The sequence below is a fragment of the Burkholderia sp. SRS-25 genome (assembly GCF_004343765.1).
Classification (GTDB): Bacteria; Pseudomonadota; Gammaproteobacteria; order Burkholderiales; family Burkholderiaceae; genus Burkholderia; species Burkholderia contaminans.
Map to the genome: position 1 here is coordinate 1 of NZ_PTXM01000025.1, position 13,508 is coordinate 13,508.

Here is a 13,508-nt window from a genome sequence, read left to right on the forward strand (position 1 = left end):
CTTCCGCGTACTTGTTCGTGAGTTGCGAACCCTGTGCGGCCATCACCGCCGGGCTCGTGTAGTTTTCCGACGCGATCAGCTCGATGTGATCTTCCTGGCGGCGGTTTTCCTGCTCGATCGCGGCAAAGATTTCGGGATCGACGTTCGCAATGGTGCTTTGGGCTCTGTCAAACATACGGTTTCCGTTAAGTGTGTACAGGTTGACCGGAGCGGCCGAGTACGGTGCGCTGCTGGCGGGACCAGCTCGACGTGGCGGAAGAATCCGTATGACGCGAGGCAGGACAGCCACCGGCGATGCACGCGACGGCGCACAACGGCTGCCCAGGCGAACGGCAAAAACGGCGCCCCGCGCTTCACGGTGGGATGCTCCACCTTGAACCCCAAGGGTTCTATCGCCAGTCACGCGGGGGTGATGAGCGCATTAGTGTATTGGATGCGTCATGAATAGGCAACCGCACGGCGGTGCGCCGAAAGCAATTGGGGCCAGACTCTACGCGCCCGTGCGGGAACGCTGTGCCGCCTTGCCGCGGTGCGGCAATCTCAGTAGGCTTGCGGGATATCACTCGCTATTTTGTCAGCCACCAGGAGCAGCAATGATCGTGTTCGTCACAGGCGCGTCCGCCGGCTTCGGCGCCGCCATCGCCCGTGCCTTCGTCAAGGGAGGCCACCGCGTCGTCGCGACCGCGCGCCGCAAGGAACGTCTCGATGCACTCGCCGCGGAACTCGGCGATTCCCTTCTGCCGCTCGAGCTCGACGTACGCGATCGCGCGGCCGTCGAGGCCGTGCCGGCCGCCCTTCCCGCCGAATTCGCGGCGCTCGACGTGCTCGTCAACAACGCCGGCCTCGCGCTCGGCGTCGAGCCGGCCCAAAAGGCCAGCCTCGACGAATGGCACACGATGATCGACACGAACTGCACGGGCCTCGTCACGGTCACGCACGCACTGCTGCCCGGCATGATCGATCGCGGCCGCGGCCACATCTTCAATCTCGGCTCGGTCGCGGGTTCGTACCCTTATGCGGGCGGGAACGTCTACGGCGCGACCAAGGCTTTCGTCAGACAATTCAGCCTGAACCTGCGCGCCGATCTGCTCGGCACGCCGCTGCGCGTCACCGACATCGAGCCTGGCCTGTGCGGCGGCACCGAATTCTCGAACGTCCGCTATCGCGGCGACGACGCAAAGGCGGCGAACGTCTACAACAATGTCCAGCCGCTCATGCCCGAGGACATCGCCGATGCAATCTACTGGATCGCGACGCGCCCGGCGCATGTCAACGTCAATACGATCGAGCTGATGCCGATCGCGCAAGCCCCCGGCGGCCCGACCGTCCACCGCGGCTGAAGCCACGCGGGCCCCGCCCCTCGGGCCGGCCCGCAGTGTACTACGGCATACTACATTCCGTTACGAATCGGTTACGAATCAGGTCCTTGGCTTCCGGTAGAATGCGCGCCATGACCCAGCCTACCCGCTCCCCGGAAGCGCCGTCCGGCTTCATCTGGCCGGTGCGCGTGTACTACGAGGATACCGACGCAGGCGGCATCGTCTTCTATGCCAACTACCTGAAGTTCTTCGAACGCGCCCGCACCGAGTGGCTGCGCGCATGCGGCATCGACCAGCGCCAGCTCGCCGACGATACCGACGCGATCTTCGTCGTCCGCAGCACGTCGCTCGACTACCGCGCCCCGGCGCGACTCGACGACACACTGGCGATCACGAGTCGGCCCGGACGCATCGGCCGTGCATCGGTGGAATTCACGCAGGAAGCCTGGTGTGGAGACACGCTGCTCGTGGCCGGGCACATCCGCCTCGGCTGCGTCGACCGTACCGGCATCCGGCCTGCGGCCATCCCGCCGGCCGTGCTCGACGCGCTGCAGCGCGGGCCCGTCATCAACGACGGGCAGACTGCACTGTCAACGAAGCTCGCATGAGCGCCGTTTAGACAAAGCCTATGAACTTGCCTTTCTGATTCGATACTAAGCAAGGTTCGGCGCCAGGCATGGCCGGCGCGCCGCGCCACACGCATACCGGGCGCCCCGAAGGGACGTTACTCAAACCTCTATGAACACTTCTCAAGACCTGTCGATCATTTCCCTCGTCCTCAACGCGAGCGTGCTGGCCCAGGCCGTGATGGGGCTGCTGCTGCTGCTGTCGCTGATGTCGTGGACCTTCATCTTCCGCAAGTGGTTTGCGATCCGCCGCGCACGCGCGCAAACCGAACGCTTCGAGAAGGATTTCTGGTCGGGCGGCGACCTGCAGGCGCTGTACCAGAGCGCCGCCAACAACCGCCACACGATCGGCGCGCTGGAGCGGATCTTCGAATCGGGCATGCGCGAGTTCCTGAAGGCGAAGGAAAAGCGCATCAGCGATCCGGGCCTCGTGCTCGACGGTGCGCGCCGCGCGATGCGCGCGTCATTCCAGCGTGAAATGGACGTGCTCGAAGCGAACCTCGCGTTCCTCGCATCGGTCGGCTCGGTCAGCCCTTACATCGGTCTGTTCGGCACGGTCTGGGGGATCATGAACTCGTTCCGCGGCCTCGCGAACGTGCAGCAGGCCACGCTCGCGAACGTCGCGCCGGGCATCGCCGAGGCGCTCGTCGCCACCGCGATCGGCCTGTTCGCCGCGATTCCGGCGGTGGTTGCGTATAACCGCTACGCGCACGACATCGACCGCCTCGCGATCCGCTTCGAGACCTTCATCGAAGAGTTCTCGAACATCCTGCAGCGTCAGGCCCAGTAAGGAGCGCGCCATGGCAGGAAGCCCCATCCGATCCAGCATGCGCGGCGGTCGCTCGCGCCGCGCAATGGCCGACATCAACGTCGTGCCGTACATCGACGTGATGCTGGTGCTGCTCGTGATCTTCATGGTCACCGCACCGCTCGTCGCCCCGTCGATCATCAACCTGCCGACCGTCGGCAACGCCGCGCCGCAGGAGCAGACGCCGCCCGTCGTCGTCAACATCAAGGCCGATCGCACGATGAGCGTCAAGTACAAGGGCGACTCGGGCGCGACCCAGGAAGACACGATGACGAAGGCCGAGCTCGACAGCTTCATCGTGGCCCGGCAGGCTGACCATCCCGACCAGCCGGTCGTGATCGCGGCCGACAAGACCGTGGAGTACGATGCGGTCATGACCGTGATGTCCGATCTGAAGGCGCGCGGCGTCAAGCGCGTCGGCCTCCTCGTCAAATCGCAATGAACCGGCAGCAATCCACGCGCAGCTCCGCCTACCCGCCTCAGCCTCCCCGCGAGCGCGGCACCTGGCGCGCATTTGCGCTCGCCGCGCTGATGCACGTGCTGCTCGCGCTGTTTCTCTATCACGGCGTGCAGTGGCAGAACAGCACGCCGGCCGGCGCCGAAGCCGAGCTGTGGACCGAGGTGCCCGATGTCCCGGCGCCACGGCCCGTTGTCACACCCACACCGCCCGTCAAGGTCGCGCCGCCCCCTCCCCCGGTGCGCGACGAGCAGGCCGACATCGCGCTGCAGCAGAAGAAGCGGCAGCAGGAAGCAGCCGCGCGTGAAGCATTGCTCGAACAGCAGCGCCGCGCGCAGCAACTGAAAGCCCGGCAGGAAGAGGAAACGCGGCGCGCACAGCTCGCGGCGCAGCAGGCAGCCGCGCTCGCCGCGCAGAAGGCCGTGGAGCGCGACAAGCAGAAGCAGGCCGACAAGCTCAAGCAACAGCAGCTCGCCGAGCAGCAAAAGCTCGAACAGCAGAAACTTCAGCAGCAGAAGCAGGCGCAACTGGAAGCGCAGCAGGCGGCGAAGGCGAAGGCCGACGCGGCCGCGAAGGCAAAGGCGGATGCCCAGGCCAAGGCGAAGGCCGAAGCCACGGCGCGCGCGAAAGCCAACGCGGCAGCGAACGCGAAACTCGACCGCGAGCGCAGCGCACGCCTGGCACAGATGCAGGGCCTGTCCGGCGCCGGTGAAGGCGGCGGCGACGGCCTCGCGAAAAGCGGCACGGGCACGGGCTCAGGCGGCAATGCCGCGACGCCCGGCTATGCCGACAAGGTACGCCGCCGCGTCAAACCGAACATCGTTTGGGGCGGCGAGCGAGCAGGCCTGACCACCGTCGTCAAGATTCGGTGCACGCCGACCGGTGACGTATTGAGCGCATCGGTTTCCCGCTCCAGCGGGAATTCGGGGTGGGATCAAGCCGTGGTGAATGCGATCCACGCGTCGGTCCCGTTGCCGCCCGATTCTAACGGTCGTACCCCGTCGGACATTACGATTACCTTCAAGGCGGCGGAGTGAAAAGAAATGCGCTTACACTCCGGGCGTCGCTGTCGAACGGGAACGAATCGGGTATTTTTACTGTCTCTGCCGTTGCGCAGCGATCCAAGTCATACGGGAAGCAAGAAGCATGAGTTTGATGACAAAGCTAGGTTTCAGGGCACTCGTGGCCTCGTGTCTGATTACGGCGGGCAGCGCCGCTAACGCCCAGGTCAACGTGCTGATCACCGGTGTCGGGTCGACCCAGTTCCCCATCGCCACCGCGAATTTCGCGAATGAGGCGAACCTGCCGCAGCAGGTCACGTCGATCGTCCGGGCCGACCTCGCCCGCAGCGGCAAATTCACCAACATCGACGCAGGCAGCACGCCGGTGCCGGAGAGCGCATCGGTCGATCTCGGCGCATGGAAGGCCAAGGGCGCGAATGCGTTCGTCGCCGGCAGCGTGAACCGCGAGGCAAACGGCCAGTACAAGGTCAACTTCATCCTGTACGACACTGTGAAGCAGCAAAGCCTCGGCGGCCTGTCCCTGACGGCCACCGACACCACGCTGCGCACGGCCGGCCACAAGATCGCCGACTACATCTACCAGAAGCTGCTCGGCGTGCGCGGCGTGTTCGCCACGCGCCTGTCGTACGTGATCAAGACCGGCAACCGCTACCAGTTGCAGATCTCGGATTCGGACGGCCAGAACGCGCGCATCGCGCTGTCGAGCACCGAACCGATCATCTCGCCGTCCTGGTCGCCGAGCGGCACGAAGGTCGCGTATGTCTCGTTCGAGCGCAAGAAGCCGATCGTCTACATCCACGACCTGCCGACCGGCCGCCGCTACATCGTCTCCGACCAGAAGGGCAACAACAGCGCCCCGGCATGGTCGCCGGACAGCAACACGCTGGCCGTAGCGCTGTCGCTGACGGGCAACACGCAAATCTATACGGTCAACTCGACGGGCGGCGGCCTGCGCCGCCTCACGCAGAGCAGCTCGATCGACACCGAGCCGTTCTACTCGCCGGACGGCCACTGGATCTACTTCACGAGCGATCGCGGCGGCGCGCCGCAGATCTACCGGATGCCGGCACAGGGTGAAAGCGCCGGTGCCGCGCAGCGCGTGACTTTCACCGGCAGCTACAACACGAGTCCGCGTATCAGCCCGGACGGCAAGCTGCTCGCTTACATCTCCCGCACGGGTGGGGGCTTCAAGCTGTACGTTCAGGATCTGCAGACCGGCGCGGCGAACGCCATCACGAATACGAATCGCGACGAATCGCCGAGCTTCGCGGCAAACGGCCAGTACCTTCTGTACGCTACCCAATCGGGTGGTCGCAATGTTCTGGCAGCAGTGCCCTCCGACGGCAGCGCGCCGCCGCAAATCCTGTCCGTCCAGGGCGGCTCCGTTCGTGAGCCGTCGTGGGGGCCCTTCATGCAATGACCACAAGGAGAGTAAACATGATGTCGAATAAAGCTCGTCTGGCCCTGGCCGTGATGATGATCAGCGCGCTCGCAGCGTGCAAGTCGGGCGTGAAGCTCGACGACAAGGCAAACAACGCGGGCGCAGTCAGCACGCAACCGAGCGCCGACAACGTCGCGCAAGTGAACGTCGATCCGCTGAACGACCCGAACAGCCCGCTCGCGAAGCGCAGCATCTATTTCGACTTCGACAGCTATTCGGTGAAGGACGAGTACCAGCCGCTGATGCAGCAGCACGCTCAGTACCTGAAGAGCCACCCGCAGCGCCACGTGCTGATCCAAGGCAACACCGATGAACGCGGCACGAGCGAGTACAACCTCGCGCTGGGCCAGAAGCGTGCGGAAGCCGTCCGTCGTGCGATGGCGCTGCTCGGCGTGAACGATTCGCAAATGGAAGCCGTGAGCCTCGGCAAGGAAAAGCCGCAGGCAACGGGTCACGACGAAGCATCGTGGGCGCAGAACCGTCGCGCCGACCTCGTCTACCAACAGTAAGTAACGGAAGAATCGCCGTATGACGCACCGTGTATCCCTGCTGCGCGTTGCCGCAGCATTCTGCGTCGCCGGCGCGGCGTGGTCGGCCGCGCCGGCGCACGCCGGCGTGTTCGACGACAACGAAGCGCGCCGCGCCGTGCTCGATCTGCGCAGCAAAACCGACAACCTGGCGAGCCAGTTGTCCGCCGCCCAGCGTACGATCCTCGATCAATCCGGCCGTCTCGACCAGCTGAACCAGCAGGTCGCGACGCTGCGCGGCGAGAACGAGGACCTGACGAACCGGCTGACGACGCTCGAGCGGCAGCAGAAGGAGTACTACCAGGATCTCGACACGCGGCTCAAGAAGTTCGAGCCGCAGCAGGCGACGATCGATGGTGTCGAAGGCACCGTGCAGCCGGGTGAAACGGATGCGCTCAATGCGGCGCAGCAGCAGTTCCGCAACGGCAACTTCAAGGCGGCCGCGGCTTCGTTCCGCGCGTTCATCGCGAAGTATCCGCAGAGCCCCTACCAGCCGACCGCGCAGTACTGGTACGGCAATGCGCAATACGCGCTGCGCGACTACCGCGGCTCGACTGCAACGTGGCAAGGGATCGTCAGCAAGTTCCCGCAGCATCCGCGCGCGGCCGACGCCCTCGTGGCAATCGGCACGAACCAGCTCGAACAAGGCCAGAAGGCGGCCGCGAAGAAGACGTTCGAGCAGGTCGTGTCGCAGTACGCCGGGTCGAACGCTGCGCAGACCGCGCAGGGCAAGCTCGAGACGATCAAATAATTATCGCGGCGGGTTGTTGACAGCCTGACAACCCGTCGCTATAATCTTTTGCTCTTTAGGTCGTTGCCCAAGTTGTTGAAGCAACGAACCGACAGGTTTCAAGAACGTGGGGTGGTAACTCAGTTGGTTAGAGTATCTGACTTTTAATCAGAGAGTCGAGGGTTCGAGTCCCTCCCACCCTACCAACTATCTTCGATAGTGCAAATTAAAGCCTCCCAAGCGGAGGCTTTTTTGCGTCTGTCGCTTCCGTATCGCGCGCGACATCCCCATGATGTTCGTGACACACTCAGCCGCACCCGGCCGACTTGCCCGCACGCCAGCGCACACTGACGTCGCGCAGCACACCACCATATCCCGCGTACAGATTGCCGTCCGGCAGCAACCGCCGCTCGGCAAGCTGCCGATGCACGACCGGCAGGTGATGGAACGGCATTCGCGCGAACAGGTGATGCTCGATATGAAAATGAATCGCGTGCGGGCCGAACAGGAACGTCTGCCAGGAACGCCGGACGATCGTGCGCGCGTTGCGGCTCTGGTCCGCACAGGCCGGCAGCCCCGCGTGTTCGAAGATCGCCCGCACCTGCCCGGCGAGCGGCAGCAGCGTGACGGACGGCACGATCCACAACGTGACGTACAGCAGCGGATGCCCGGCCCATGCGAGCGCGCCGAACAGCACACCATTGCCGGCCAGCATCGACGCAACTTCCCAAGCGGCGTACGCACGCGACTTCCCGACCCTCGGCATCGCATGCGCAAACTCGCCGCGTGCGAGCTTCACGACGCTCGTCACGTAGCCGATCCCGCACGCGTACGCGAGCAGGCGGCCGATCAGCCGCCCGCGCGTCACCGGATAGTCGTGCACGCCGAACAGCAGCGCGACGGGATCGTCCTGCACCATCGGCGCTCGATGATGCTTCAGGTGGCCCGCACGATACGTACGCAGCGACAGCCACAGCGGGCCGGCCGCGAACAGTTGGCCCACCGCGTCGTTGACATGCCGGTTCCGCGCCAGCAACCCGTGCGCGCCTTCGTGCATCATCACCGCGAGCGCTAGCTGGCTGCGCGCGATCACGATCGCGGCCAACGCGTACACGAGCGGATGCCCAAACGCGATCGCAACCGCGAACGCTGCGGCAATCACCAGCCAGTCGCCCGCCAGTGCCGCACCCACACGCAACGCGCTCACGCGAAACAGCGCGGGATCGGGCACGAACCGCGCAAGCTCGACATTCGGCTCGACATTCGGCTCGGCATGATGAACATGGGCATCCGTCACGCGAACCTCCCCCGCAGCGAACGCCGCTCGACCCACCGCGCACTGACCATCGCGAGCGCCACGCCGCCCAGCACATCGACGACCGTATGCTGCTTGAGCGTCAGCGTCGACGCGCAGATCAGCAGGCCGACCGCCACGGTCACGAGCCGTCGCCGATCCACCAGCATCCGGCAGGCAAGGCACGTCACCGCGACATGCAGGCTCGGAAAACCATTGGCCGCGAGATCGAGCTGCCACATGCGCGCGAGACGGTGACGCACGAACGTGTTGCCGATCTCCGCGACGTCGGGCCGCGGCACGGCTTCCGGAAACAGCAGGAAGCACACGACACCGAGCACGAACGCGATCAGCACAGCCTCCTTGAACGCGGCGAACGCGGGTGGCCGTGCATACGCGGCAAGCGCAATCACGAACGGAAAGAAGCCGACATAGACGAACCACGACCACGCGATGAACGGAATCCGCGCATCGATCGACGTGGCAAACACGTAGCGCGGCGTGACGCTACGCTCCAGCACAAAGAAGATCGCGAGGCCGGCTGCCATGCCGAACGTCGCGGCCAGCATCTGCCGGATATCGGGCCGGCGATCGTCACGAAACGACAGCGAACTCATCGTGGCGCCGGCGCCTCGCATCGCGTCTCCGTATCGGTCAGCTTCGCATGCGGACGCAGCGCGAGGAGGCGTGACGCCCATGCGTCGACACGTGCACGCGCGTGCTCGCGGCCGGCGATCGTTCCTGCCTGCGTACCGGGATGGCGCATCAGTTCGGCTGCGGCCTGCCCGACGTCCCGCCGGAACGCGGCCGCATCGCCGCGCCACGTGACGACGCGATGCACGAGTTGCAACCGCGCGGCGCGCGCGGCGTTGCTCACCTGCTCGGGCTGGTCGGACTGCACGAGCAGGATCGGGCGCTGATACACGCGTGCGATCGACAACGCGGCCATGCCGGGCGCCGACACGATCAGCGGTGCATGGGCGGCGCGCGTCACCCAGTCGGCGTCGACGCCGGTCCAGCCGCCGTGCCCGGCATAGCCCTCGCCCACGCGATGGGTGGCGAGCCCCGCGTCGCGCATGCCGGCCGACAACGCATCGGCGAGCGCGATATCGCGAAAGTGCGGGTTCAGATAGATGGCGGCTGCAGCCGGTTCCGAAACCGGCCGCTCGGCGACGATCGGCACCGGCGTCGGTAGACGGTAATGGACGCACGATCGCCGAACGTCATCGGCGGCATCGTATGCAAAATCGTGTTCGATGCAGCACCGCGCCGAATCGATCTGCCAGTCGACGATCCGTGCAAATGCACGCGCCAATGCGCGCGGCAGACGTGCATCGAAATTCGCGGTCAACGCGCGGCGCAGGCTGCCGCCATACACGTGGACGATGCGCCGTCGCCAGCCCGGCATCGCCCCCATGAACAACAGCGCCGGATGAAACGAGTCGTTGATCACGAGCTCGGCATCGCAGACGATCGCACGCAGCCGAATGATGTCACGCAGCATGCGCGTCGGCCGAAACACGTAGTGCGCGACATTGCGATCGGTTGCGTCGCGCAGCATGTTCTGCCGTTCGTCGAACTGCACTGCGTAGTGACGGGACAGCACGGCCGCGTCGATGTCGAACGCAGCCAGGAACGCCTGCCCCGCATCGGAAGTCGTCAGCACGTCGACCTGCGCGCCAGCCGTACGCAGCGCATGCACGAGCAGTTGCGCGCGCATCAGGTGGCCGCGTGCGTCGGCCGTCGCGAGATAGACGATCCGCGGCATCATGCGCGCGGACGAAGCGACTGGAGCCAGCCGGCCGCGACCATCGCCAGCGCTCCCGTCACGCCGAAACCGGCTTCGATCGCGCGGATCTCGTCCAGCAACACGGCGAGATGCGCTGCCTCGGACGGCGCAACGAGACGGCGCAGCGTGTCCGAGCAGAGCCGGACATGCCGCGTCTCGTCAGCGAGCACGCGCGAGAGTAGCGGGTACAGCGGATGTGCATCGCCGATCGTCGCGCAGTGACGCGCAAGCACGCGCATCGCCATCTGTTCCGCACACAGACCCGTCGCATAGGCCGGCACGAGCACGCCTTGCGAGAAATGCGGCGCATGGCGCTGCGCGAGCCGGCGCCATCGCATGATCTTGCGCCGGCTCAACCAGTCGGGCTCATGCGGTGCTGTCGACGGCGCGACGCCGCGCTCGCGCAGCGCATCGGCGAACGCCGCGGCATGGCGACGCTCGTCCGCGAGATGCTGCTCGATCCGCGGCGCAAGCCAGTCCGGCGGCTGTCCGGTCCAGTCCTCGTGCAACGCGCACTCGGTCGCTTCCTCGCCGATCAGGTACATGCGCAGCACCCAGCGCTCGCCATGTGTACTGCGATGCAACTGCCGAATCGCCGCCCGCTTGAGGCGATCGACGAGGTACGCGCGCACCCGCGCCGCCCCGCGCGGCACGGGCGCCTCGAGACAATCGAAGCGTCCATCGTGCGCTGCCTGCAGCGATGCCGGGAGTTCGCCTGCCGCGCTCATGCCGGCTCGCCTCGAACAGAAGCAGATTTCGTCGCAGCCGCCGCAGCGCCAGCAGGATCACGACGCCATCCGAGGATCAGGCCGATGAAGCTTTCCTGCATGAACGCGTGCGCGGATGCGGTCGCACCCGCAAATGCCTCCTCGCGGCCGTTAACGCGCAGATAGCCGTTACCGTCACGCGCACCGAATTCGATCCGGTCGTTCTTTCTGAAGCCGCGCGTGAGCATGTCCTTCACCAGCGCGCTGCCGTCCAGGCCGAACAGGAACAGCTCGCGCTGGGCGACCCACACCGGAATGTGATTGCTCAGCGCATCGAAACGAATCGTCCACGTGCCGGATGCGAGCGCGCGATCGACGTCGGCATCGAGCGGCGCGTTCGACGTAAAGCTCGCACGCGCGACCGACTTCGTCAGGCCGCCGACGCCAAGCGCGATCGTGATGTCGTCCGCGGACGGCTGCTTCGGATCGGTCGCACTCACCTTCACGAGATGCCGCGCGAGTCTCGATGCCAGCGACGGATGCGCGAACAGCGCCTGCGTTTCGTCCGGCGTGAGCACGTCACGCTCGGCATCGCCCTCCTTCACGCGCACGCGATACGGATCGATCCGGACATCGGTGAACCTGCCACGCACGGGCGCATGGACGTACACGTCGCGGTCCCATTTCGCGCCGGCGCGACGCAGCAGCACGTGCACGCTCAGCGGCACGCGCCGGCCGTCGCCGTCGACACCCGTGCCCTGCAGCAGCACGTCGCCAAGCACGTCCTTCGTGCGGCGCGTCGCATCGCTCGAGAAGACGATCGCGTGCGCATCGGTGTCGATGCTCGCGTGAACGTCCGGCGCATCGAGCGCGACGCGATTGCAGTCCGCGGCGGCCGCGTTCGCGAACGGGCAGCCGCTTTGCGAAGCGAAGTGGTAGATCCCGCGCCCCGCATGATCGACCGGTGCGGCATGGGCGCCGGCGCTGGCGGCAAACAGGGCGAGGCAGGCAACACGGGTGGCGAGAGAGGGCATGGTCGTTGTCAGGATGGATGCAGGCTGCGGCGTGTCGTGGCCGCGCGTGATGCGCGGCGCCGGTTCAATGACGGTGATAGGACAGCGCTTCGAGATCGCGCCGGGCCGATGCACGCCCGGTGAGACCCAAACCGCGTGCGAGTGCGCCGAGCGTATCGACGGCGGACGCCGCGATCGTGACGCCAACGGCCGCGAGATAGCGGACGGCGCCAAGCCGCGGCAACTGCTGGCGATTCAGCGCGCGCAGGCTGTAGCCGAGCCGCATCGCCATCACGCAGAACGGGCCGAGCGGGCCGCTTCGGCCGAGCCACTGCCAGCCGCGCGGCAGGTACGCGTTCACGAGATACGGTGTCAGGCCGACGCTGTCCTCGCCGCGCATCCAGCGCAGCTTCAGCGATTCGCGTTGCGTGTCCGGCAGCCGATGTTCGGTGTGCGCGGCCGGTGCGAACTCGACGGCCACGCCGGCTGCCTGCATCCGCAGCCCCATCACCTGGCAATGCGCGCGATAGACACCGTCGAGCGGTTCGTAGCGAAATTGCGCGAACACGTCGCGCCGGAACGCGACGTTGTTCGCGTAGAAATTGCGCGTCGCACCTTCACGCAGCGGGCTCGGGAAATACATGAAATCGATCGACGTCAGCGCGATGCCGAGGACGTTCGGCGCATAGCTGGTGCGCCCCGCCACCGCGGCGGGCGCATCGCCGGCTTCGCGCGCGAACGGTGCGAGCAGTTGCTCGAGCCAATCGTCGGCCGGCCGGCAGTCGGCATCGCCGAACACGACGATGTCGCAGCGCGCCGCGTCGACGCGATCGAACCCGTCGTTCTTCGCATCGTAGTAGCCGGTGCTCGCGCCGATCTCGACGAAATCGATCGGGCGGCCGGCCAGCGCGGCAATCTCCGCGCACGCATCGGCCGGCAGGCCGTCGTGCGTGATGATCCATTGCGCGAGCGCCGCGGGCGGCACGGTCTGCTTCGACAGCGCCGAGACGAGGCGCTTCAGGCTGTCGACGGCCTGCGCAAGCCCCGCACCGCCGCGCAGGTTGTTCGTCTCCAGCACGAGCGCGGTGTGCGCCGCCACGGCATGGGCGGCCGCGCGGAAGCGCCGCGTGGTTTCTGTGAAGTCAGGCATCCGGAATATCTCCATCGTCATGCGCACCGGCATGGATGAAACGAATGGGCGGGAAGCCCGCGACGCATCGTCGAATGCGGGTCGCCCGCGACCGTCGTCGCAAAGCGGGCGGCCGGGAAGGCGCCCGCTTTGCGAGCCGTCACTCCTGGACGGACGGCGCCGATTCGGCGTCGGTATAGCGCGGCTTCGCGTTCTGCAGGTCGCGCGTATTCTTCTGCACGGCGACCGAGCCGAACAGCGCGAGCACGAACGACATCGCGTAGAAGCCCTTCTCGCTCAACTGCAGCGTCGCGTTGAAGAGGCCGACGACCAGCAGCGCGATCGACAGCAGCAGCGCGATCCAGCTGAGGCCGTAGTAGATGGCGGTGACGGGAATGCCTTCCGCGCGGTCGCGGACGCTCTTCTGCAGCGAGATTGCCGCATAGAGACCGAACACCAGCACGGTGAAGTAGTAGCCCTTCTCGTTGAGCTGCATGCCGGCGTTCCAGAGACCGATCAGGAATGCCGCGAAACCGGCGAGCAGCGCGGCCCACGACGCGGCCACGAACGCGAACGACGGCTGCTGGATGGTGGTCTGGTTCATTGCTTTGCCCTCTCTTTCTTCTTGTTCGAAATCGTTTTCGTT

Annotated in this window: 15 protein-coding genes, 1 tRNA gene, 1 pseudogene and 1 riboswitch; of the genes and pseudogenes, 9 read left to right on the forward strand and 8 right to left on the reverse strand. The window is 66.1% G+C overall.

Annotation, left to right across the window (positions count from 1 at the left end; genetic code table 11):
- Positions 1–175, reverse strand: a pseudogene (glyA, locus tag C5O79_RS30955) (serine hydroxymethyltransferase); the annotation flags it as partial.
- Between the two features lie 137 nt (positions 176–312).
- Positions 313–413, reverse strand: a riboswitch (ZMP/ZTP riboswitch).
- 180 nt (positions 414–593) lie between these two features.
- Between glyA and C5O79_RS30965 the strand changes: the two are divergent.
- The 9 genes from C5O79_RS30965 (at position 594) to C5O79_RS31005 (ending at position 7,136) form a co-directional block, all read left to right on the forward strand.
- The gene (locus tag C5O79_RS30965) at positions 594–1,340 is read left to right on the forward strand and encodes an SDR family NAD(P)-dependent oxidoreductase (protein ID WP_131932022.1); all 747 of its coding nucleotides are present in this window, start codon (positions 594–596) and stop codon (positions 1,338–1,340) included.
- A gap of 101 nt (positions 1,341–1,441) precedes the next feature.
- The gene (gene ybgC, locus C5O79_RS30970; protein ID WP_039361271.1) at positions 1,442–1,927 is read left to right on the forward strand and encodes a tol-pal system-associated acyl-CoA thioesterase; all 486 of its coding nucleotides are present in this window, start codon (positions 1,442–1,444) and stop codon (positions 1,925–1,927) included.
- Between the two features lie 130 nt (positions 1,928–2,057).
- The gene (gene tolQ / locus C5O79_RS30975) at positions 2,058–2,735 is read left to right on the forward strand and encodes a protein TolQ (protein WP_021157170.1); all 678 of its coding nucleotides are present in this window, start codon (positions 2,058–2,060) and stop codon (positions 2,733–2,735) included.
- Positions 2,736–2,745: 10 nt separating this feature from the next.
- Positions 2,746–3,195, forward strand: coding sequence for a protein TolR (tolR, locus tag C5O79_RS30980; RefSeq protein ID WP_122473594.1), 450 nt, complete (start codon positions 2,746–2,748; stop codon positions 3,193–3,195).
- Positions 3,192–4,247 carry a cell envelope integrity protein TolA gene (tolA, locus tag C5O79_RS30985; RefSeq protein ID WP_046545008.1) on the forward strand — a complete coding sequence of 352 codons (1,056 nt, stop codon included), beginning with the start codon at positions 3,192–3,194 and terminating at the stop codon, positions 4,245–4,247. The genes tolR and tolA overlap by 4 nt, the downstream gene beginning before the upstream one ends.
- A 109-nt stretch (positions 4,248–4,356) precedes the next feature.
- Positions 4,357–5,652, forward strand: a complete 1,296-nt coding sequence (tolB, locus tag C5O79_RS30990; protein WP_046545007.1) for a Tol-Pal system beta propeller repeat protein TolB — start codon at positions 4,357–4,359, stop codon at positions 5,650–5,652.
- A 17-nt stretch (positions 5,653–5,669) separates the two neighbouring features.
- Positions 5,670–6,182 carry a peptidoglycan-associated lipoprotein Pal gene (gene pal / locus C5O79_RS30995; RefSeq protein WP_006484980.1) on the forward strand — a complete coding sequence of 171 codons (513 nt, stop codon included), beginning with the start codon at positions 5,670–5,672 and terminating at the stop codon, positions 6,180–6,182.
- Positions 6,183–6,201: 19 nt separating this feature from the next.
- The gene (gene ybgF / locus C5O79_RS31000) at positions 6,202–6,951 is read left to right on the forward strand and encodes a tol-pal system protein YbgF (protein WP_039361280.1); all 750 of its coding nucleotides are present in this window, start codon (positions 6,202–6,204) and stop codon (positions 6,949–6,951) included.
- A 108-nt stretch (positions 6,952–7,059) separates the two neighbouring features.
- A tRNA-Lys gene (locus C5O79_RS31005) sits at positions 7,060–7,136 on the forward strand.
- 101 nt (positions 7,137–7,237) lie between these two features.
- Here the strand turns inward: C5O79_RS31005 and C5O79_RS31010 are convergent.
- The 7 genes from C5O79_RS31010 to yiaA form a co-directional block, all read right to left on the reverse strand.
- On the reverse strand, positions 7,238–8,227 hold the full coding sequence (locus C5O79_RS31010) for a fatty acid desaturase family protein (protein ID WP_122473593.1): 990 nt from the start codon (positions 8,225–8,227) through the stop codon (positions 7,238–7,240).
- Positions 8,224–8,841: a phosphatase PAP2 family protein gene (locus C5O79_RS31015; protein ID WP_122474501.1), complete on the reverse strand. Its 618-nt coding sequence runs from the start codon at positions 8,839–8,841 to the stop codon at positions 8,224–8,226. The genes C5O79_RS31010 and C5O79_RS31015 overlap by 4 nt, the downstream gene beginning before the upstream one ends.
- Positions 8,838–9,995 (reverse strand): hypothetical protein, encoded by a 1,158-nt coding sequence (locus C5O79_RS31020; protein ID WP_122473592.1) that lies wholly within the window; start codon positions 9,993–9,995, stop codon positions 8,838–8,840. The genes C5O79_RS31015 and C5O79_RS31020 overlap by 4 nt, the downstream gene beginning before the upstream one ends.
- Positions 9,992–10,741, reverse strand: a complete 750-nt coding sequence (locus C5O79_RS31025) for a hypothetical protein (protein ID WP_047850657.1) — start codon at positions 10,739–10,741, stop codon at positions 9,992–9,994. Before C5O79_RS31025 ends, C5O79_RS31020 begins: the two co-directional genes overlap by 4 nt.
- The gene (locus C5O79_RS31030) at positions 10,738–11,754 is read right to left on the reverse strand and encodes a hypothetical protein (protein ID WP_122473591.1); all 1,017 of its coding nucleotides are present in this window, start codon (positions 11,752–11,754) and stop codon (positions 10,738–10,740) included. Before C5O79_RS31030 ends, C5O79_RS31025 begins: the two co-directional genes overlap by 4 nt.
- Positions 11,755–11,818: 64 nt before the next feature.
- Positions 11,819–12,883 carry a glycosyltransferase family 2 protein gene (locus tag C5O79_RS31035; RefSeq protein ID WP_122474500.1) on the reverse strand — a complete coding sequence of 355 codons (1,065 nt, stop codon included), beginning with the start codon at positions 12,881–12,883 and terminating at the stop codon, positions 11,819–11,821.
- 139 nt (positions 12,884–13,022) lie between these two features.
- A complete protein-coding gene (yiaA, locus tag C5O79_RS31040; RefSeq protein ID WP_122474499.1) occupies positions 13,023–13,466 on the reverse strand; it encodes an inner membrane protein YiaA in 444 nt (147 codons plus the stop codon).
- Between the last annotated feature and the right edge of the window lie 42 nt (positions 13,467–13,508).

Excerpts from the sequence above, each read along its gene's own strand:
- C5O79_RS30965 (WP_131932022.1), top strand. The coding sequence starts at position 594 with ATGATCGTGTTCGTCACAGGCGCGTCCGCCGGCTTCGGCGCCGCCATC.
- ybgC (WP_039361271.1), top strand. The coding sequence starts at position 1,442 with ATGCGCGCCATGACCCAGCCTACCCGCTCCCCGGAAGCGCCGTCCGGC.
- tolQ (WP_021157170.1), top strand. The coding sequence starts at position 2,058 with ATGAACACTTCTCAAGACCTGTCGATCATTTCCCTCGTCCTCAACGCG.
- tolR (WP_122473594.1), top strand. The coding sequence starts at position 2,746 with ATGGCAGGAAGCCCCATCCGATCCAGCATGCGCGGCGGTCGCTCGCGC.
- tolA (WP_046545008.1), top strand. The coding sequence starts at position 3,192 with ATGAACCGGCAGCAATCCACGCGCAGCTCCGCCTACCCGCCTCAGCCT.
- tolB (WP_046545007.1), top strand. The coding sequence starts at position 4,357 with ATGAGTTTGATGACAAAGCTAGGTTTCAGGGCACTCGTGGCCTCGTGT.
- pal (WP_006484980.1), top strand. The coding sequence starts at position 5,670 with ATGATGTCGAATAAAGCTCGTCTGGCCCTGGCCGTGATGATGATCAGC.
- ybgF (WP_039361280.1), top strand. The coding sequence starts at position 6,202 with ATGACGCACCGTGTATCCCTGCTGCGCGTTGCCGCAGCATTCTGCGTC.
- C5O79_RS31015 (WP_122474501.1), bottom strand. The coding sequence starts at position 8,841 with ATGAGTTCGCTGTCGTTTCGTGACGATCGCCGGCCCGATATCCGGCAG.
- C5O79_RS31020 (WP_122473592.1), bottom strand. The coding sequence starts at position 9,995 with ATGATGCCGCGGATCGTCTATCTCGCGACGGCCGACGCACGCGGCCAC.
- C5O79_RS31025 (WP_047850657.1), bottom strand. The coding sequence starts at position 10,741 with ATGAGCGCGGCAGGCGAACTCCCGGCATCGCTGCAGGCAGCGCACGAT.
- C5O79_RS31030 (WP_122473591.1), bottom strand. The coding sequence starts at position 11,754 with ATGCCCTCTCTCGCCACCCGTGTTGCCTGCCTCGCCCTGTTTGCCGCC.
- C5O79_RS31035 (WP_122474500.1), bottom strand. The coding sequence starts at position 12,883 with ATGCCTGACTTCACAGAAACCACGCGGCGCTTCCGCGCGGCCGCCCAT.
- yiaA (WP_122474499.1), bottom strand. The coding sequence starts at position 13,466 with ATGAACCAGACCACCATCCAGCAGCCGTCGTTCGCGTTCGTGGCCGCG.